General features: G+C 70.1%; 16 protein-coding genes and 1 other RNA gene. 13 read left to right on the top strand and 4 right to left on the bottom strand.

The genetic code is table 11. From position 1 onward, the window contains the following. Positions 1 to 27: 27 nt before the first annotated feature. On the bottom strand, positions 28 to 912 hold the full coding sequence (locus tag LWW96_RS03420; protein WP_291484265.1) for a LysR family transcriptional regulator: 885 nt from the start codon (positions 910 to 912) through the stop codon (positions 28 to 30). 134 nt (positions 913 to 1,046) lie between these two features. On the opposite strand from LWW96_RS03420, the gene LWW96_RS03415 reads away from it, so the two are divergent. The 5 genes from LWW96_RS03415 to LWW96_RS03395 all read left to right on the top strand — a co-directional run bounded on the left by LWW96_RS03415 (position 1,047) and on the right by LWW96_RS03395 (position 7,715). After that, a complete protein-coding gene (locus tag LWW96_RS03415; protein ID WP_291484264.1) occupies positions 1,047 to 2,249 on the top strand; it encodes an MFS transporter in 1,203 nt (400 codons plus the stop codon). 16 nt (positions 2,250 to 2,265) lie between these two features. Next, positions 2,266 to 3,945 carry an MBL fold metallo-hydrolase gene (locus LWW96_RS03410; protein WP_291484263.1) on the top strand — a complete coding sequence of 560 codons (1,680 nt, stop codon included), beginning with the start codon at positions 2,266 to 2,268 and terminating at the stop codon, positions 3,943 to 3,945. A 173-nt stretch (positions 3,946 to 4,118) separates the two neighbouring features. Next, complete coding sequence (locus tag LWW96_RS03405) at positions 4,119 to 4,904, top strand: rRNA pseudouridine synthase (protein ID WP_291484262.1); 786 nt, start codon at positions 4,119 to 4,121, stop codon at positions 4,902 to 4,904. 250 nt (positions 4,905 to 5,154) lie between these two features. Then, positions 5,155 to 6,417 (top strand): YjgN family protein, encoded by a 1,263-nt coding sequence (locus LWW96_RS03400; RefSeq protein ID WP_291484261.1) that lies wholly within the window; start codon positions 5,155 to 5,157, stop codon positions 6,415 to 6,417. A gap of 149 nt (positions 6,418 to 6,566) precedes the next feature. Next, positions 6,567 to 7,715, top strand: a complete 1,149-nt coding sequence (locus LWW96_RS03395) for a M48 family metallopeptidase (protein ID WP_291484303.1) — start codon at positions 6,567 to 6,569, stop codon at positions 7,713 to 7,715. 40 nt (positions 7,716 to 7,755) lie between these two features. On the opposite strand, the gene rnpB is transcribed toward LWW96_RS03395, so the two are convergent. Continuing rightward, an RNA gene (gene rnpB, locus LWW96_RS03390) (RNase P RNA component class A) lies at positions 7,756 to 8,228 on the bottom strand. 81 nt (positions 8,229 to 8,309) lie between these two features. On the opposite strand from rnpB, the gene LWW96_RS03385 reads away from it, so the two are divergent. The 7 genes from LWW96_RS03385 to LWW96_RS03355 all read left to right on the top strand — a co-directional run bounded on the left by LWW96_RS03385 (position 8,310) and on the right by LWW96_RS03355 (position 16,425). Further along, on the top strand, positions 8,310 to 9,569 hold the full coding sequence (locus LWW96_RS03385) for an HD domain-containing phosphohydrolase (RefSeq protein ID WP_291484260.1): 1,260 nt from the start codon (positions 8,310 to 8,312) through the stop codon (positions 9,567 to 9,569). A gap of 61 nt (positions 9,570 to 9,630) precedes the next feature. Beyond that, positions 9,631 to 10,233 carry a class I SAM-dependent methyltransferase gene (locus LWW96_RS03380; protein WP_291484259.1) on the top strand — a complete coding sequence of 201 codons (603 nt, stop codon included), beginning with the start codon at positions 9,631 to 9,633 and terminating at the stop codon, positions 10,231 to 10,233. A 188-nt stretch (positions 10,234 to 10,421) separates the two neighbouring features. Beyond that, positions 10,422 to 11,339 (top strand): cysteine synthase A, encoded by a 918-nt coding sequence (gene cysK / locus LWW96_RS03375; RefSeq protein ID WP_291484258.1) that lies wholly within the window; start codon positions 10,422 to 10,424, stop codon positions 11,337 to 11,339. 190 nt (positions 11,340 to 11,529) lie between these two features. Beyond that, entirely contained in the window at positions 11,530 to 12,315 is a 786-nt protein-coding gene (locus LWW96_RS03370) for an endonuclease/exonuclease/phosphatase family protein (protein WP_291484257.1), read from the top strand. Further along, positions 12,312 to 13,553, top strand: a complete 1,242-nt coding sequence (clsB, locus tag LWW96_RS03365) for a cardiolipin synthase ClsB (RefSeq protein WP_291484256.1) — start codon at positions 12,312 to 12,314, stop codon at positions 13,551 to 13,553. Before LWW96_RS03370 ends, clsB begins: the two co-directional genes overlap by 4 nt. A 4-nt stretch (positions 13,554 to 13,557) precedes the next feature. Further along, positions 13,558 to 14,571, top strand: a complete 1,014-nt coding sequence (locus LWW96_RS03360; RefSeq protein ID WP_291484255.1) for a lysylphosphatidylglycerol synthase domain-containing protein — start codon at positions 13,558 to 13,560, stop codon at positions 14,569 to 14,571. Positions 14,572 to 14,712: 141 nt separating this feature from the next. Next, positions 14,713 to 16,425 carry an NAD(P)/FAD-dependent oxidoreductase gene (locus LWW96_RS03355; RefSeq protein WP_291484254.1) on the top strand — a complete coding sequence of 571 codons (1,713 nt, stop codon included), beginning with the start codon at positions 14,713 to 14,715 and terminating at the stop codon, positions 16,423 to 16,425. A 10-nt stretch (positions 16,426 to 16,435) separates the two neighbouring features. Here the strand turns inward: LWW96_RS03355 and LWW96_RS03350 are convergent, their stop codons facing one another. Continuing rightward, a complete protein-coding gene (locus LWW96_RS03350; protein ID WP_291484253.1) occupies positions 16,436 to 17,350 on the bottom strand; it encodes a LysR family transcriptional regulator in 915 nt (304 codons plus the stop codon). 84 nt (positions 17,351 to 17,434) lie between these two features. On the opposite strand from LWW96_RS03350, the gene LWW96_RS03345 reads away from it, so the two are divergent. Then, on the top strand, positions 17,435 to 18,268 hold the full coding sequence (locus LWW96_RS03345; protein WP_291484252.1) for an alpha/beta hydrolase: 834 nt from the start codon (positions 17,435 to 17,437) through the stop codon (positions 18,266 to 18,268). A 21-nt stretch (positions 18,269 to 18,289) separates the two neighbouring features. Here the strand turns inward: LWW96_RS03345 and LWW96_RS03340 are convergent, their stop codons facing one another. Next, positions 18,290 to 19,636, bottom strand: a complete 1,347-nt coding sequence (locus tag LWW96_RS03340; RefSeq protein ID WP_291484251.1) for an amidohydrolase — start codon at positions 19,634 to 19,636, stop codon at positions 18,290 to 18,292. Positions 19,637 to 19,680 lie beyond the last annotated feature (44 nt).

Genomic DNA, 19,680 nt, shown 5'->3' with positions numbered 1-19,680 from the left:
CGGCGCGACGATTGGTGCAGAGGATCCCTAGCCCAGGCGCTCCTGCAGGAAATCCAGAAAGCACGCGATCCGCGCCGCCAGCTGCGTGTTGCGGTAGTACACCGCGCTGATGCTCTGGCGCACGTCCACCGTCTCCCGGGCCAGCACCTGCACCAGGTCGCCGCGCGCGCGGTCGGCCGCGGTCATGAAATCCGACAGGCACACCACCCCCGCCCCCTGCAGCGCCAGTTGGCGCAGGGTCTCGCCGCTGGACGCGGTCAGGGCCGGGGCCACGGGCCACTCGTCGCCATGGGCGCCGCGCAGCGGCCAGCGGTTGAGCGATTCGGGCTGCGTGAAGCCCAGCAGGGTGTGCCGCTCCAGGTCTTGCACGGAACGCGGCTTGCCGCGGGCCTCCAGGTAGGCGGGGCTGGCCAGAACGCGAACCCGGCTGGTGCACAGCGGCCGCGCATGCAGCGTGGAGTCGCGCAGCGGGCCGATGCGGATGGCCACGTCGGTGCGGCGCGCCAGCAGGTCGATGTTCAGCTCGTCCGTATCCAGCTCCAGCGTGATCTGCGGGTAGGCGCGGCGAAACGCCGGCACCAGGGGCACCACGGCGTGCAGCATGAACGGCGTGGCGGCGTTGACGCGCAGCCGGCCCGCGGGCTGCTGGCGGCGGGCCGCCAGGTGCTCTTCGGCCTCTTCGATGGAGGCCAGGATGGCGCGCGTGCGCAGCAGAAAGCCCTGGCCCTCCTCCGTCAGCTCGGTGCGGCGCGTGGTGCGGCGCAGCAGCGTGGTGTCCAGCTTCTTCTCCAGCCGCGCCAGCGCCCGGCTGGTGCCCGAAACCGTCTGGCCCAGGCGCTCGGCGGCTGCGGTGAGGGAGCCGCTTTCCACCACGGCCACAAAGGCCTGCAGCTCTTCCAGGGTGGTTTTCATGATGGTTGTCCCTTGCCGGGGACCCTCCGCACCGTCAATTATTGACTGCCGCGCAAGTATATTCTGCTGATTCACTACTTTTTCTACAAGGACCAAGGGACCACACTCCGGGCGTTTCCACCAGGAGTGCTTTCATGCCCATTGCCTTGTTCGCGCTGACGCTCAGCGCTTTTGCCATCGGCACCACCGAATTCGTGATCGTGGGCCTGCTGCCCACCGTGGCGGCCGATCTGGCCATCAGCCTGCCGTCGGCGGGCCTGCTGGTCAGCCTGTATGCGCTGGGAGTGGCCGTGGGCGCGCCCGTGCTCACCGCGCTGGCCAGCCGCGTGCCGCGCAAGACGCTGCTGCTGGCACTGATGGCCCTGTTCACCGCCGGCAACCTGCTGGCCTGGCAGGCCCCCAGCTATGCCGCGCTGGTGGCCGCGCGCGTGCTCACCGGGCTGGCGCACGGCGTGTTCTTCTCCATCGGTTCCACCATTGCCACCGGCCTGGTGCCGCGCGAGAAGGCCGCCAGCGCCATTGCCATCATGTTCACCGGCCTCACGGTGGCCCTGGTGACGGGCGTGCCGCTGGGCACCTTCATCGGCCAGCACTTCGGCTGGCGCGACACCTTCCTGGCCGTGGCGGCACTGGGCGTGCTGGCCTTCGCCGGCAGCGCGCTGTTCGTGCCGCGCGGCATTGCGCACACCCCGCCCGCCACGCTGCGCCAGCAGGCCCGCGTGCTGGCCGAGCCGCGGCTGCTGCTGGTGTACGCCAAGACGGCCATCGGCTACGGCGGCACGTTCATCCCCTTCACCTTTCTGGCGCCCATCCTCACCGACATTGCGGGTTTCAGTGCGGGCGCCGTGGGCTGGGTGATGCTGGTGTACGGCGCGTCCGTGGCCGCGGGCAACCTGTGGGGGGGCCGCCTGGCCGACCGCCTGGGGCCCATCCCGGCGCTGCGCATCCTCTTTGCGTTGCTGGCCGCCGTGTTGCTACTGCTGCAGTTCACCGCGCCCCATCCCTGGCTGGTGGTGGGCACCGTGCTGCTGTGGGGTGCGGTGGCCTTCGGCAATGTGCCGGGGCTGCAGGTCTATGTGGTCCAGCAGGCCGAGCGCTGCACGCCCGGGGCGGTGGACGTGGCTTCGGGCCTGAACATCGGGGCCTTCAACCTGGGCATTGCCGGCGCCGCCTGGGCCGGCGGCCAGATCGTGACGCACTGGGGCTTGATGCACACGCCCTGGATCGGGGCGCTGGTGGTGCTGGTGGCGCTGGGCCTCACGCACTGCAGCGGCGTGCTGGACCGGCGCGGCGGCATCCCGGCCCGCAGCGGCCGCCCCGTGCCCGCGGCGCACTGAGCCCGATAATGGCCCGATGCCCCGCTCCCGCCAACAATTGCACCCCCACCGCGAGCCCGTCGCGCCCCGCCCCGCCGCCACCGTGCTGCTGCTGCGCGACGCCGCCGACGCGCAGGGGGGCATCGAGGTGCTGATGACCCGGCGCTCGGACCAGGCCAGCTTTGCACCGGGCGCCTACGTGTTCCCCGGCGGCGGCATCGACGCGCTGGACGCCGCGCCCGAAACCCACGCCGCGGCCGACCGCCGCCCCACGCAGAGCGACCTGCACCTGACGCAGGCCATCGCCGCCATCCGGGAAAGCTTCGAGGAACTGGGCGTGCTGCTGGCGCGGCATGCGGCCGACGGGCGCTGGGCCGACGCGAGCAACATCGCCGCCCTCGACCGCCACCAGCCCTTCGTGGCGCAATGCAGCGCGCGGGGCCTGCGGCTGGCGGCCGACAGCGTGTTCCTGCTGGCCCACTGGACCACCGACCGCGACCTGCCGCGCCGCTTCGACGTGCCCTTCCTGGTGGCCCGCATGCCCGCAGGCCAGGAGCCCGTGGCCGACGAAGCCGAGCAGTTCGAGCCCGTGTGGGTGCGCCCCGCCGACGCGCTGGCGCGGCACGAGGCGGGGCAGTTCTTCATGATCTTCCCGACCATCCGCACGCTGCAGCGGCTGGCCGCGTTTGCCACCACGCAGGCCGTGTTCGACGCGCTGGCCGACGAGCAGCCGCTGTGGACCAGCTGCCCCCGCGCCGGCACCCTGGCCGGCAAGGAGGCGCGCTACATGGAAGGCGACCTGCCCTACGGCGAGCTGGCCCTGGTGTGCCCCGACGGGCAGATCGCGCACCCGCTGGACTGGCAGACCGAGCGCCCGGTGCCGCTCTTGCGCAACGTGCAGCGCCTGACGGCACCCAACCCCGGCGTGATGACCGGCCCGGGCACCAACAGCTACCTGGTGGGCGACCCGGCCACGGGCTACATCGCCATCGACCCCGGCCCGGCCGATGCCGACCACCTGGACAAGCTCTGGCGCGCAGCGGGCGGCGACATCCGCATGATCGTGTGCACCCATTCGCACCCCGACCATGCGCCCGGAGCGGCGCCGCTGCAGGCGCTGTGCGTGCAAGCCGGCCGCACCAGGCCGCCCGTGCTGGGCCTGCCCTCGGCCCCCACTGCGCGCGCGGCCAGCCAGTTCACGCCCGACAGGGCGCTACAAAATAATGAGCTGCTCGCGCTTTCGGGCAAAGGACCAGAGGGCGAAATCACCCATACCCTGCAGGTGGTCCACACCCCCGGCCATGCGGCCAACCACCTGTGCCTGCTGCTGGTGGAAGACGCCCTGCTGTTCAGCGGCGACCACATCCTGAACGGCAGCACCACGGTGGTGGACCCGCCGGACGGCAACATGGCCGACTACCTGGACTCGCTGGACCGGCTGGACGCCCTGTGCGCCGCGCAGGGCGTGGAGTTCATCCTGCCCGCCCACGGCTACGTGATCGGCGACGCCCGCGGCGCCATCGCCCGCCTGAAGGCCCACCGCCTGGCGCGCGAGGCCAAGGTGCTGGCCGCCCTGCAGGCGCTGCCCGAGGGCAGCGTGGAAGACTGGGTGCGCCACGCGTATGACGACGTGCCGCCGCGCATGTGGCCGGTGGCCCAGCGCTCGCTGCTGGCCCATGTGGAGCGCATCCGATCACTGCAGCCCGGCAACGACTGAGCCGAAACGTTTTCTCCCTGGGTTGGTATGGCAAAACCGCTCGCGCTGAGCCCGTCGAAGCGCCGCGCAATGCTTCGACAGGCTCAGCACGAACGGTTCATGCCTGTTCTGGCGTGACGATTGTTTAAACCATCCCCCGGCGTCAGCCCATTCCTCGCCAAAACCTCTCTTCCATGACCAACCAACACCCCGACCCCACCCACATCCGCCTGGCCAAGCGCGTGGCCGAACAACTGAACTGCTCGCGCAGCACGGCCGAGCAATTCATTGAAGGCGGCTTTGTGAGCGTGGACGGCCGCGTGGAAGAAGCCCCCGGCGCCCGCGTGCGGCCCGACCAGACCGTGACCGTGGCGCCGGACGCCAGCCCCCTGGCCCTTACGCCTGTCACCCTGCTGCTGCACAAGCCCGCGGGTTTTGAAGCCGGGCTGGGCCAGCCCGCCGGGGCCGCGGCGCATGCCAGCCGCAGCCAGGGCGCGCCGCAGGCGGTGTCGCTGCTCGGCGCCGCCAGCCACCTGGCAGAGGACGCTTCGGGCATCCGGGTGCTGCAGCGGCACTTCAAGCAGCTGGAGTGCTACACCCCGCTGCCCACCGAGGCCAGCGGCCTGGTGGTGTACACGCAGGACAAGCGCGTGGCGCGCAAGCTGGCCGAGGACATCGAGACGCTGGAGCAGGAGTGCATCGTCGAGGTGAAGGGCGAGATCGCCCCCAACGGCCTGCAGCGCCTGTGCCACGGCCTCTCCTTCAACGGTCGGCCGCTGCCGCCCATCAAGGTGAGCTGGCAGAGCGAGCACAAGCTGCGCTTTGCGCTCAAGGGCATCCGGCCGGGGCAGATCCCGTCGATGTGCGAGGCCGTAGGCCTCACCGTGGTGGGCCTCAAGCGCATCCGCATCGGCCGCGTGCCGCTGGCCAAAGTGCCGGAGGGCCAGTGGCGCTATCTGCAGCCTTGGGAGAGGTTTTGACCCCCCTGAGTCGCCTTCGGCGCCTTCCCCCCAAGGGGGACGCACCCAGTGGCCTGGCAGAGCCAGTTCCACGGGTGCACTGGCGGAGGAGCGCCCCCGACAAGCGCTCCTGCCGGTGTGCGGACAACACTCTGTCAGCTACCAAAAACATAGCTGCCAGCGCTTGATACGCAAGGGATAGAGGCCAATCTGGCTTGAAATTCTCTTCTGGGCCCGCTGCTACACTGCGCGCCACAACAGGAGGGAGTTCATGCGCCAACAGGCAAACGACAGCGCGGCAGCCCAGGTGTCCACCTTCATGCCGCAGAACATCGACGCGCACCCGCTCGAGTTCACCGGCAGCGGTGGCGAGTATTTCCGGGTGTGGATCGTCAACGTGCTGCTCAGCATCGTCACGCTGGGCTTCTACACCCCGTGGGCGCGGCGGCGCACGGCGCAGTACTTCTACAGCCACACGATGGTGGCCGGCAGCCCGCTCGAGTTCACCGCACAGCAGCGCAAGATGGTGATGGGCTTCGTGCTGCTGATGCTCATCACCCTGGCCTACAACATCGCCGCCAATACGGGGCAGGACGCTGCCGTGGGGCTGCTGCTGCTCGGCGGCGCGGCCCTCTCGCCGCTGATCTGGGGCAGCGCGATGCGCTTCCGGCTGGGCTCCACGCGCTGGCGTGGGCTGCGGCTGCAGTTCACCGCCAGCTGGAAAGAGGTCTACCTGGCCAGCTGGCCGCTGTTCGCCCTGGCGCTGGTGTGGTTCGGCGTGTTTTTCGGCCTGCAGATGCTGTCGCCCGAACTGGCTCAGGTGCTGGAGGAAGTGGAGGAAGAAGTCGCCCGCCCCAGGATGCCCGCGTTCACCCCGGCCATGGGCGCCCTGCTGCTGCTGGGCCTGGTGCTCACGGTGCTGTGCTTCATCCGGCTGGAATACAACTACAAGAGCCTGCTGGTGCTCAAGACCCGGGTGGGCGCTGAACCGGGCCGCTGGAAGCCGGTGTACATGGATTTCGTCAAGGTCTGGCTGGCCACGGTGGCCGTGTTCATCCTGTGCGTGGTCGGGTTCTCGCTGCTCATCGGCCTGCTCGCGGGCAGCTCCATCGCGCTGGTGGCCAGCCAGAGCAGCCGCATGGGGCTGTGGCTGTTCGTGGTGATCATGGTGTCCATCGTGGCCGGCATCTTCATGCTGGTGCTGGCCTCGGCACCCGCCCGCGCGTACCGCGAGGCGCGCATGTTCCAGCTGATGTGGAACAACATCGGCGTGAGCCAGGTGGCGCGCTTCAAGTGCCACCTCCAGAGCGGGCGCTACGTGGGCCTGCGCCTCAAGAACATGCTGCTCACGCTGCTGACCCTGGGGCTGTACCGCCCCTTCGCCCGCGTGAGCGAGTACCGCATGAAGTGCGAGTCCGTGACGCTGCACGTCAAGGGCGGCGTGGAGCAGGTGGCCGGCACGCTGGTGCGCCAGCAGCAGGGCGGCCTGGGCGATGCGCTGGCGGACGCGGCCGGCCTCGACTTGATCGGATGAAGCGCATGTCCTCTGCGCAGACCGCTGGCCCGCCTTCCCGCGAACCGAGGGAAGCGGGAGAAACGGGAAGCCGCGCTGCGGCCCAGGGGGATGCCCCCGTCTTGCCTGGCCGCTGGTTTGACGGCCTGAGCAGCAAGGCCCGGCCCGTGATGGTGGGCCTGCAGCCCACGCCGCAGGGCCCGTCGCTGGTGCTGCACCCGCTCTCGCAGCCGGGTGCCGAGCCGGTCGTCTTCGCGTGGAAGGACGTGGGCTGGCCGGAGGCCTGGAACGCGCGCAAGCCCCCGCCCCGGGTGGTGGTGGACCTGCGCGACCACGGCAGCCTGGAGATCGACGCCGTGGCCCAGTGGCGCGCGGCCCTGGCCGCGGCGGGAGACCGCCCCGGCATGGCGCAGCGCATGCAGACCCGCTGGCCGGTGCTGCTGTGCGTGGCGGCGGCCGCGGCCGTTGGCCTCACGCTGTTCTACCGCTACGGCACGCCCTGGGCTGCCACCCAACTCACGCGCTTTGTGCCGCTGGCCTGGGAGACCAGCGTGGCCGAGAACGTGCTCCAGCAGATGGACGCCGGCACGCTCAAGCCCAGCAAGCTGCCCCGGGAGCGGCAGGACCAGCTCAAGGCACGTTTCGACGCGCTGGCGCGGCTGGCTCCGCCCGGCCTGCAGCGCTACCCCGGCTACCGGCCGCCCTTGAGCCTGGAGTTCCGCTCCGGCATGGGCGCCAATGCCTTCGCACTGCCCGGTGGCAAGGTCGTGATGACCGATGGCATCGTGAAAGCCGCGGCCGACAAGGGCCTGACCGACGATGCCCTGGTCGGCGTGCTGGCCCACGAAATGGGCCACGTGGTGCAGCGCCACACCACGCGCATGGTGGTGCAGCAGGGCGTGCTGAGCATGGGCCTGGGGCTGGCGCTGGGGGATGTGTCGGGCGTTGTCTCGACCGGAGCCTCCGTGCTCACCGGCCTGTCGTACAGCCGCGCGCACGAGCGCGAGGCCGACTGCTACGCCATTGCGCTCATGGCGCACACCGCGTTGCCCACGGCGCCCATGGGCCAGCTCTTGCTGGCGATTGCGCACGACGAGGATGCCAAAGACGCCCGAAAAAAAGACGCAGGCCAGGGCCCGGCCACCGGCGCATCGGCCCCGGCTGCAGGCGCCAGCGCGCCGGGCAACGCAAGCCAGCGCAGGGCTGCCGAAGACCTGGCCTCGCACCCCGTCTGGTCGCTGCTGAGCAGCCACCCGGACACCGTGGAGCGCGCCACCGAACTGGAACGGGGCCACGCCCCGCACTGCGCCAAAAACTGACGGGGCGCGGGGCGCCGTTGGGCTGGTGAGAAAAAATAAAGTGTGAAGCGCGCCGATAAGCCGGATTCTGTGCACCACGGTTGCCCGCAGTGTGACCGCCATTAATCTGGGCCGGGGGTCGCCCACCCGGCTCGGTGCTACCTACCCGCCAACTCTCCCCGCGGAACCACAAGGTCGAGAGAGGTCGCCCTGCTCCCGTGGTTGGCCTACTTGGTATTGCTGCGCGTAGAGATTGCCCGTTTCACCCGAAGCGGGCGTGCCGCCCGCTTCGGGTGGCTATGGTCTTTGCGGCTTTCGCCGCAAACCGCCTGGCTTGCGCCAGCCGTGTCCGCTTTCGCGGACGACCGATAGAACACCTTCGGTGGCCTGCTGTGCCCGCTCCGACTCGTCTCTGTTGCTCTGATCCTCACCTCACGGTGGGCAGCCGTTAGCTGCTACGCTGTCCTGTGCAGTCCGGACGTTCCTCCAATGCCTGGTTTCCCAGATTGCACCAGCGGCGGTCTGGCGTGCTTCACGGCGCGGATTATTGCATTGCCCAGTCTTTCTTAAGCCTCCGCAGGCATAGTGGCCCCAACGATTCCAAAAAAAACTGGCATGAAGACCTTTCAACGCAAAACCGCAGGGCGCATTGCTGCTGTGACGCTGGTGCTGGCTGCTTGCGCCAGCCCCCTGGCCTGGCAGGTCTCGCGCGAGAACGCCGAGCAGCAGGTGGTGGCCTTTGCCCAGGAGGAATCGCGCCGCGTGCTGGCGGTCCAGGGCAGCGTGCGCCTGGACGGGCCGCAGGCGGCCGCCCAGGCCCGGCAGGCAGCGCAGCTGCTCACCGGCGGGCTGTTCGAGATTGCAGAAATCTACGGCGCCGACGGCCGCAAACTGGCCGAATCCGTCACGCCCACGGGCCATGCGCTGGAGCAGCGGCTGCCCCGGCATGGCACGCCCCGGTACACGCAATCGTCGTACGAGAGCCTGGAGCTTGCGGGCGGCGAGTGGGCGCTGCGGGTGTTTGTGCCGCTGCGCGAAACACCCGCCGCCGCCATCACGGGCTACTTTGAAGGGGTGCGCACCATCCCCGGCTGGCAGCACCGGCAGATCCTGTCGGACGCGTTCATCGCCAGCCTGATGGTGTGCCTGGCCTCGCTGGCGTGCGGCGCCGTGATCTACCCGGTGGTGGTGCATCTGGCCAAGGAAAACGAGCACAAGGCGCAGCAGGTGCTCGACTCGCACATCGCCATGATGGAGGCCCTGGGCCGGGCCATTGCCAAGCGCGATTCCGACACCGGCGCGCACAACTACCGCGTGGCCTGGCTGGCCGCCAGCGTGGCCGAAGCGCTGGGCCTGCGGGGTGCCGCCATGCAGTCGCTGATTGCAGGCAGCTTTCTGCACGACGCGGGCAAGATCGGCATCCCCGACGCCATCCTGCTCAAGCCCGGGCGCCTGGACGATGCCGAGATGGACACCATGCGCACCCATGTGGCGCTGGGCGAAGACATCGTCACCGGCGCCGGCTGGCTCGACGGGGCCCGCGACGTGGTCGGCAACCACCACGAAAAGTGGGACGGCAGCGGCTACCCGCACGGCCTGGTGGGCGACGCCATCCCGCTGCCGGCGCGCATTTTTGCCGTAGCCGACGTGTTCGATGCGCTCAGTTCACGGCGCCCCTACAAAGAACCGCAGCCGTTTGCCCAGGTGATGGCGACCCTGCAGGACGGCCGGGGCAGCCACTTCGACCCCGCCGTGCTCGACACCTTCAGCCGGCTGGCGCCGGCGCTGCACCGCCAGCTGCAAGGCCTGGACGAAGCCGCCACCCGCGCGCTGATGACCAGCATGGTGCAGCGGCATTTCGACATCCTGGTGTGAACCGCCTGCCGACGCCCATGACCGCCCCGCCTTCTTCCTCCTCCTCTTCTTCCCTTCTTCCATGACCACCCCCACCCATTTCGACACCGCCGCCCGCGACTGGGACCAGCGTCCCACCTCGGTGCAACTCGCCGCTGTGGCGCCGCGCCTGCTGGCGCAGCTGCCCCTGTCCCCCGCCGACCAGGTGCTGGACTTTGGCGCGGGCACGGGCCTGCTGGCCACGCAGATCGCGCCGCGGGTGGCGCAGGTCACGGCCCTCGATACCAGCGCCGCCATGCTGGACGTGCTGCAGTCCAAAGGCCATGCCAACATCACCCCGCTCTGCGGCGACATCTTTGCCGGCCTGCCCGGGCAGTACCACGCCATCGTGAGCTGCATGGCCCTGCACCATGTCGCGGACACCGGCGCGCTGATGCAGGCCTTTGCCGACGCGCTGCACAGCGGCGGGCGCATCGCGCTGGTGGACCTGTACGCCGAGGACGGCAGCTTCCACGGCGACAACGCCGCCAAGGGCGTGCAGCACTTCGGCTTTGAGCCCAAGGCCCTGCAGGCGCTGGCCGAACAGGCTGGGCTGCGCGACATCGCCTTCACCGAGATCCTGCGCCTGCACCAGCGCAACGGGCGGGACTATCCGCTGTTCCTGATGACGGGGCGCAAGCCGTAGTGCAAATTTGATAGCTGCTTGCGCACAGCCGGCGGGCGCTGTGGGCCTTTTTGGCCTCCAACCCGCACCCGTAGCGCGCTATGCCCCCTCCGGCATATCCATATGCGCCGCCGGAAGAACAAGTAGTCCAGAATGCGCCCCACACCCCCTTTTCCCGTTTTCTTTCCCTTGCCTTCACAGGAGATGCCATGAAAGTTGAAAACATTCTGCAGACCATTGGCAACACGCCCCACGTGCGCATCAACCGCCTGTTCGGCGCGGGCGCCAATGTGTGGGTGAAGTCCGAGCGCAGCAACCCGGGCGGCTCCATCAAGGACCGCATCGCGCTGTCCATGGTGGAAGACGCCGAAAGATCCGGTGCGCTCAAGCCCGGCGGCACCATCATCGAGCCCACCAGCGGCAACACCGGCATTGGCCTGGCGCTGGTGGCGGCCGTCAAGGGCTACAAGCTGATCCTGGTGATGCCCGACAGCATGAGCATCGAGCGCCGCCGCCTGATGCTGGCCTATGGCGCACAGTTCGACCTGACGCCGCGCGAAAAGGGCATGAAGGGCGCCATCGCCCGCGCGCAGGAGCTGCAGGCGCAGACGCCGGGCGCGTGGATTCCCCAGCAGTTCGAGAACCCCGCCAACATCGACGTGCACGTGCGCACCACGGCGCAGGAGATCCTGGCGGACTTCCCCGACGGGCTGGACGCGCTCATCACCGGCGTGGGCACCGGGGGGCACCTCACGGGCACCGCGCGCGTACTCAAGGCCAAGTTCCCGCAGCTCAAGGTGTTTGCGGTGGAGCCCACGGCCTCGCCCGTGATCTCGGGCGGGCAGCCTGCGCCCCACCCCATCCAGGGCATCGGCGCGGGGTTTGTGCCCAAGAACCTGGACACCAGTGTGCTGGACGGCGTGATCCAGGTGGACGCCGAGCCCGCGCGCGAGTTTGCACGCCGCGCCGCGCGGGAAGAAGGGCTGCTGGTGGGCATCTCGTCAGGCGCCACGCTGGCCGCCATTGCGCAAAAGCTGCCCGAGCTGCCTGTCGGCGCGCGCGTGCTGGGCTTCAACTACGACACGGGCGAACGCTACCTGTCGGTGGAGGGCTTCCTGCCCGCGTGACGCACCGCGTGCGCCCGTTGGCGCGCTGAACCCGGGGGCCCGCAGCGGCCCCCTTTTTTTGGCCGGCACAGCACAAGTCCACGGCCAGCCGTCCTACAGCGGGGGCGGTCCGTGGCTCCAACAATCGATGCAACCCCTTGGCTCGCCAGTGGCGGCGCGCTGCCAAGGCCCCTACTCCGATTGTTTTGCCATGGCCACTTCCCCTTCCGAGCTTTCTTCCCCTGCGGGGCAGCCCATCGCGTTCAAGGTGCTTACCGTGAACGTGCACAAGGGCTTTACCAGCTTCAACCGGCGCTTCATGCTGCACGAACTGCGCGAGGCGGTGCGGGGCGTGGCGGCGGACCTGGTGTTCCTGCAGGAGGTGCAGGGCACGCACCACCGGCATGCGAGCCGGCTGGCGAACTTTCCGCAGGTGCCGCACTACGAGTTCCTCGCCGACACGATCTGGTCCCAATACGCCTACGGCCGCAACGCGGTGTACGACAACGGCGACCACGGCAACGCGCTGCTGTCCAAGTTCCCCATCACGCACTACGAAAACCACGACATCTCGGTGAGCGGCCCCGAGCGGCGCGGCATGCTGCACTGCGTGCTGCAGCCGCCCGGCCACCACCTGCCCGTGCATGCGGTGTGCGTGCACCTGGGGCTGCAGGAGGCGCACCGCCAGATCCAGCTGCGCCGCGTGTGCGAGCTGCTCAACACGTTCCCCGCCGAAGAGCCCGTAGTGCTGGCCGGCGACTTCAACGACTGGCGCCACCGTGCCCACACCATCCTGCAGCGCGGCGCCGGCCTGCAGGAGGTGTTTGTGCAGGCCTTCGGGCGGGCAGTGCGCACGTTTCCGGCCTCCATGCCGCTGCTAGCGCTGGACCGCATCTACGTGCGCAACGCCACGGTGCACACGCCGCTGCAGCTGCCCAAGCGGCCCTGGAACAAGCTGTCCGACCATGCGCCGCTGGCGGCGGAGATTCTGCTGTGACCCGCGCGTTCCGCCCGCCAAGGTCGTCCCGCTGGGTGCCGGGCAACCATTTCGAGCTGCTGGAAAACGGCGAGGAGTTCTTCCCCCGGGTGTTCGAGGCCATTGCGGCCGCCCGGCACGAAGTGATGGTGGAGACCTTCATCCTCTGGGACGACAAAGTCGGCCGGCAGCTGCACGCAGCGCTGCTGGCGGCGGCGCGGCGGGGCGCCGACGTGCATGTGCTGGTGGATGGGTTCGGCTCGCACGACCTGTCGGACGCCTTCCTGGGCGAACTGGTCGCGGCCGGGGTGAAGTTCCGCATCTTCGACCCGGGTCCGCAGGTGCTGGGTCAGCAGCTGAACCTGCTGCGCCGCATGCACCGCAAGATCGTGGTGGTGGATGGCCAGGTGGGCTTCATCGGCGGCATCAACTACTCGGCCGACCACCTGGCCGACTTCGGGCCTGAAGCCAAGCAGGACTATTCCGTGCTGGTGCGCGGCCCCATCGTGGCGCACATGCACCAGTTCACCCGCGAGGCCGTGCTCACGCGCGCCGAGCGCAGGCGGCGCCAGAGCCCCGCCCCCGCCACCGGGCGCCCGCACGCCGGCACGGCGCACGCCATCTTCGTCACGCGCGACAACCACCAGCACACCAACGACATCGAGCGGCACTACCGCGTGGCCCTGCGCGCCGCGCGCCACCGGGTGGTCATCGCCAATGCGTACTTCTTTCCCGGCTACCGGTTCATCCGCGAAATGCGCCGCGCCGCACTGCGGGGCGTGGAGGTGCGGCTCATCCTGCAGGGCCGGCCCGACATGCCCATCGTGCGCACAGCCGCCACGCTGCTGTACGACCACCTGCTGCGCGCCGGCGTGCGCATCTACGAGTACTGCGACCGCCCCTTGCATGGCAAGGTCGCGCTGGTGGACAACGAATGGGCCACGGTGGGCTCCAGCAACCTGGACCCGCTGAGCCTGTCGCTGAACCTGGAGGCCAATGTGGTCATCCAGGACCGCGGCTTCAACGCGGCGCTGCACCGGCGGCTGGCCCACCTGATGGAGAACAGCTGCACGCAGGTGGAGGCGCAGCCCCCCGGGCGCTGGCACGGCCTGCGGCTGCTGCGCAGCTACGCGGTGTTCCACCTGATGCGCTGGTTCCCGACCTGGGTGGGCTGGCTGCCGCGCCACCAGCCCACCATCACCCTGGCGCAGCCCGCCGCCTCCGCTGAGCCGGACCGCCCCGCCAGCGCGGCGGCCTGAGCCCATGGCCCGCGCCCACGCTGCCACGGCGCCCGAGCGGCACGGATGGCGCGGCCTGGCGCAGCGGCCGTGGTGGCCCTGGGTCGGGCGGGGCCTGGCGGCGGCCTTCTTTGCGGTGGTGGCCGCGCTCATCTTCCACCAGGCCCGCACGGTGGACTGGCCCGCCGTGCTGCAGGCGCTGCGCGCCCTGCCCGTGGGCGTGCTGGCCGGCGCCGGCGCGCTGGCCCTGCTGAGCCACCTCACCTATGGCACGTTCGACTGGGTCGGCCGGCACTGCACGGGCCACGGCCTGCCGCGCAGCACCACGCTGGGCATGGCCATGACGAGCTACGCGTTCACGCTCAACCTGGGCTCGCTCATCGGCGGCGTGGGCGTGCGCTACCGGCTGTACGCGCGGCGCGGCGTGGACCCCGGCACCATCGGCCAGGTGGTGGGCACCAGCATCCTCACCAACTGGGTGGGCTACCTGCTGCTGATGGCCGCCCTGCCCTGGCTGTGGCAGCCGCCACCGCTGGCGGGCTGGACGGCGGCGCCCTGGCAGCTGCGCGCGGGCGGCGCCGTGCTGGGCTGCGTGGCGGTGGCCTATGTGCTGCTGTGCGCGCTGCGGGCCGGCCGCGCACTCACGCTGCGCGGCCATGCGTTTCCGCTGCCGCGCTGGCCCGTGGCGCTGTGGCAGGTGGCCGTGTCGGCCCTGAACTGGATGCTGATGGGCGCGGCGCTCTACACCGTGCTGCAGGGTGCCGTGCCCTACCCAGCCGCGCTGGCGGCCGTGATGCTGGGGGCCGTGGCCGGGCTGGTGCTGCGCGTGCCCGCGGGCCTGGGCGTGCTGGAGGCCGTGGGCGTGGCCTTGCTCACCACCCCCACGCTGGGGCAGGACCAGGTGCTGGCCGCGCTGCTGGCGTACCGTGCGCTGTACTACTTCGTGCCCCTGGTGCTGGCGGGCCTGGCGTTCGGCGTGGCGGAGCTGCGCTGGCGCCGGGCCGACGAGGCCGCCGCGCCGGCCACCTCCAGTATTTGAACAAAAAATGGCTCTAGCGCCTGTCCAGCAAGCGCGAGCAGCTATGCTTTTTGAAGCATTGAATGCCCCACCGCACCGCCCCCGGTAAAATTGGCGCCCCAACCCATTGCACCCGCCCGATCGACACGGGCCCGCAACACCATGATCCGACTCTCCGAAATCCGGCTGCCCTTCACCGTGGCCGAAGCCCCCGAGGCGCCCCTGCGCGCCGCTGCCGCCCAGATCCTGGGCATCGCCGATGCCGACATCGCCCTCCTGCACGTCTTCAAGCGCAGTTTCGATGCGCGCAAGGCCGACCTGCTGGCGGTGTACATCGTGGACCTCACGCTGGCGCAGCCCGAGCGCGAAGCCGCGCTGCTCGCCCAGTTTGCGGGCAATCCGCACATCCAGCCCACGCCCGACATGGCCTGGCACCCCGTGGGCCAGGCGCCTGCCAACCTGCCCCTGCGGCCCGTGGTGGTGGGCTTTGGCCCCTGCGGCATCTTTGCCGCGCTGGTGCTGGCGCAGATGGGCTTCAAGCCCATCGTGCTGGAGCGCGGCAAGACCGTGCGCGAGCGCACCAAGGACACCTGGGGCCTGTGGCGCAAGCGCGAGCTGCATGCCGAGAGCAATGTGCAGTTCGGCGAAGGCGGCGCCGGCACGTTCAGCGACGGCAAGCTCTACAGCCAGATCAAGGACCCGCGCCACCTGGGCCGCAAGGTGATGAATGAGTTCGTCAAAGCCGGAGCCCCGGAAGAAATCCTGTACGTGGCCCACCCGCACATCGGCACCTTCAAGCTGGTGAAGGTGGTGGAGAACCTGCGCGAGCAGATCATTGCGCTGGGTGGCGAGATCCGCTTCGAGCAGCGCGTGACGGATGTGATCATCGAAGGCCAGGGCGACCAGCGCCGCCTGCGCGGCCTGAAGGTGCTGAACCAGGCCACGGGCGAGACCACCGAGCTGCGTGCCGACCACGTGGTGATGGCGCTGGGCCACAGCTCGCGCGACACCTTTGCCATGCTGTACCAGCGCGGCGTGGCCATGGAGGCCAAGCCGTTTTCCATCGGCTTTCGCATCGAGCACCCGCAAAGCGTGATCGACCGCGCGCGCTGGGGCCGCCATGCGGGCCACCCGCTGCTGGGCGCGGCCGACTACAAGCTGGTGCACCACGCCGCCAACGGCCGCGCGGTGTACAGCTTTTGCATGTGCCCCGGCGGCACGGTGGTGGCCGCCACCAGCGAGCCGAACCGCGTGGTGACCAACGGCATGAGCCAGTACTCGCGCAACGAGCGCAACGCCAACGCCGGCATGGTGGTGGGCATCGACCCGCGCGACTACCCGCAGGACGCGCAGGCGTTTGAAACCCACCTGGGCCAGACCTACGGCGTGGAGCGCCTGGCCCCCGGCCAGTTTCACCCGCTGTCGGGCAGCGTGCTGCAGCGCCAGCTCGAATCCAACGCCTTTGTGCTGGGCGGGCGCGACTACAGCGCGCCGGGCCAGCTGGTGGGCGAGTTCATTGCGGGCAAGCCCTCCACGCAGCTGGGTAGCGTGGAGCCTTCGTACAAGCCCGGCGTGACCCTGGGCGACCTGCACGCCGCCCTGCCCGGCTACGCCATCGAAGCGCTGCGCGAGGCGCTGCCGGTGTTCGGCCGCAAGATCAAGGGCTTTGACATGCACGACGCGGTGCTCACGGGCGTGGAGACGCGCACCTCGTCGCCGCTCAAGATCGGGCGCGGCGAAGACTTCCAGAGCCTCAACACCCCGGGCCTGTACCCCGCCGGGGAAGGCGCCAGCTACGCGGGCGGGATTCTGTCGGCCGGTGTGGACGGCATCAAGGTGGGCGAGGCCGTGGCGCGCAGCCTGCTGGCGGGCTAGTCCAGCAGCGTTAATCCAGCAGCACTTCCGGCCGCAACGCGGCCGCGGGCAGGTGGCGCAGCACGGCGTCTTCAAACGCCTGCGCTGCGGGGGTTAGCGGCCGGTCGCGCCGGCGCATCAGGAACAGTTCGCGCTGCACCACCGGCTGCAGGGGCACAAACCGCATGCCGTGCGCCGACGGGTGCGAAGCCCCGAGTGCAGACAGCACCGCCACGCCCACCCCGGCCTGCGCCAGGGCCAGCTGGATGCTCAGGCTGGACACCTCCACGCCCTGCTCCATGGGCGCCAGCAAGGCCGACCCGTGCATGCGCAGCAGTTGCAGGATGCTGGTGTCGGCGCTTTCCTTGAGCAGCGGCAGGCGCGGCACGCCCTGCGCGTCCGCGCGGGTGAGGCGGAAGTGGGCACGCGGCGCCAGCAGCCCCAGCGGCGCGCGCAGCAGGCGGCGGCACGCCAGCGCATCCACGTCGCCCACCGGCGAGCCGATGCCCAGGTCCGCATCGGCCTGGCGAACCCTGCGCACGATGCCCTCGCTGTTGTCGTCCACCAAGCGCAGCCGCACGGCCGGGTGCGCGGCCTGGAACGCCCGCACGGCGCCGGGCAGCACGATGGAGCCGAAAGAACTGCCCACGGCCACCGTCACCCGCCCCCGCACGCCCTGCCGCCCTTGCAGCGCGAACATGCGCCCGGCCTCCTCCAGGTCCTCCAGCAGCCGCTTGGCCGTGGGCAGGAAGGCCTCGCCCTCGGGGGTGAGCGCCACGCGCCGCGTGGTGCGCGCGAAGAGCAGCGTGCCCAGCTGCGCCTCGAACGCGGCAATGGCGCGCGTGAGCGCCGGCTGGCTCAGGTGCAGGGCCTCGCTGGCGCGGGAGATGTTGCCCAGGGCCGCCGTGGTCACAAACAGGCGCAACTGGCGTTCGCTCAGATTCATGCGCTGGGATTATGAATGCACCCCGCGAATGCATTGGACGCATGACCAACGCACCCCTACAGTGCCCGGCAGGAGGAACAACCCATGGGATGGCATCACTGGATCGCACTGCCGCTGGCGCTGGCGCTCCCCTTGGCCGGGGCACAGGCGCCCGCAGGCAGCACCCAGGGCTCGGCCCTGGTCCACACGCCCGAGTCGGCGCGCGCCGTCGTGGAGCAGGCGGCCGTGGTGCTGCCCGCGCAGGTCACCGGCGGGCCGGTGTTTACGGGGCGCTGGAAGGACGCCCCCACCCAGGTACGCGAGCGCGCCCCGGTGGTGGTGTTCCTGCACGGCTCTTCGGGCCTGGGCCTGCCGGCCATCGGGGAATGGCAGCAGTGGCTGGCCCGCCAGGGCATCGCCAGCGTGGCCCCCGATTCGTTTGCGCTGCCCGACCGGCTCACCTACAAGTCACCGATATCGCAAGACCTGTACGAGCAGGTCCACGCCCTGCGGCTGTCGGAAATTTCGCTGGCCGTGCAGGCGCTGGCGCAGGCCCCCTGGGCCGACCCGGCCCGCTGGGTGCTGGCCGGCACCAGCGAGGGCGCAACGGCGGTCGCCCGCTACCGCGGCAGCGAGTTTGCCGGGCGCATCGTCTTTTCGTGGAGCTGCGAAGACAACTACTTCGTGCGCAGCCACGGCACCGCCCTGCCCGAAGACAAGCCGGTGCTCAACATCATCAGCCTGACGGACCCGTACTTCTCGCCCGCCAACACCTGGCTGGGCAACCGCGCGGCACTGGGGCACTGTGGCGCGGCCCTGCGCCAGCACAAGCAGGCCAGCATCGTGCTGATTCCCGGCGCGCCGCACACGGTGCTGAACCTGCCGGCGGCGCGCCACCCGGTGGCGGGCTTTCTGCGGGACGTGTTCCAGCTGCCTTGAACGGGGCCGGGGCCCCGCGCCTCAGGGCCGTTGAAGGAAGTCCACCGCCAGCGCCGCCAGGCTGCGCGCGCCCACGGGCATCTGGTCTTCGTCCAGGTCGAACAGGGGCGAATGGTTGGACGGCGCCTTGGTGAAATCCTTGCCCTTGGGCGGCGCGCCCAGCATGTAGAAGAACCCGGGCACCACCTTCTGGAACTCCGAGAAGTCTTCCGAGGCGCTGACCTTGGGAATCACCATAGTCTTGCCGCCCAGGGCCAGGTTCAAGGCCGGCAGCGAGGCCTGCGTCAGCGCGGCCGGGTTGGTCGTGACCGGGTAGGCCACCGGGCCGAAGCGCACCTTGGCCTTGGCGCCACTGGACGCCGCGATGGACTCGGCCGTGGTGGTGATGCGCTGCAGCGCCTCCTGGCGCATGCCTTCGTCAAAGGTGCGCAGGGTGCCCAGCATCTCGACCTTGTCCGGAATGATGTTGTAGCGCGTGCCGCCCTGGATCTGGCCGATGGTGATCACGGCCGGCTCCTGGCTGATGTTGAGCTGGCGGCTCACCACCGTCTGCAGCCCCAGCACCACCTGGCTGGCCGCGACGATCGGGTCCACCGCGGACCACGGCGCCGAGCCATGCCCGCCACGCCCCTCGATCTGGATGGCGATGTTGTCCGATCCGGCCATCAGCGGTCCGCTGCGGTAGCCCACCACGCCGGAGGGCAGGTTGGCCGTGATGTGCAGGCCGTAGATGGCCTGCACGTCCTTGAGCGCGCCCGCCTCGATCATGGCCTTGGCGCCAAAGCTGGGCACCTTGCCGTTGGCGTCGGCCTCCACGGGTGCGCCTTCTTCCGCAGGCTGGAAGATGAACTTGACGGTGCCGGGCAACTGGGCCTTCATGCCGGCCAGCGCCTCGGCCACGCCCATGAGCATGGCGGTGTGGGCATCGTGCCCGCAGGCGTGCATCACGGGCACCTCCTTGCCCAGGTAGGTGGCCTTGGCCTGGCTGGCAAACGGCAGGCCCGTGTTTTCCTGCACGGGCAGCGCGTCCATGTCGGCCCGCAGCGCCACCACCTTGCCGGGCCGGCCGCCGCGCAGCGTGCCCACCACGCCCGTGCCGCCCACGCCGGTCTGCACCTCCAGGCCCAGCTTCTTCAGGTGCTCGGCCACCAGTTGGGCGGTGCGCTGCTCCTGGCCCGAGAGCTCGGGATGCGCGTGGATGTCACGTCGCCAGGCCACCATCTTGGGCGCCACGGCATTCACCGCCGCCTCCAGGGTTTGCAGGCCGGCGGCGTCCAGCGCCTGGGCCTGGGCAGAGGCGGCAGAAAAAGCCAGCCCGCCGGCGGTCAGGCCGGCAGCGAGCGCGATCGAGGAAAGACGTAGGTGCATGGGCAGATTCCCGAAAAAAACGAGGGCGGAACGGAAAAGCACGC

This window comes from Acidovorax sp. (assembly GCF_021287135.1).
Taxonomy (GTDB): domain Bacteria; phylum Pseudomonadota; class Gammaproteobacteria; order Burkholderiales; family Burkholderiaceae_C; genus Acidovorax.
This window is presented reverse-complemented; position numbering and strand designations above follow the sequence as displayed.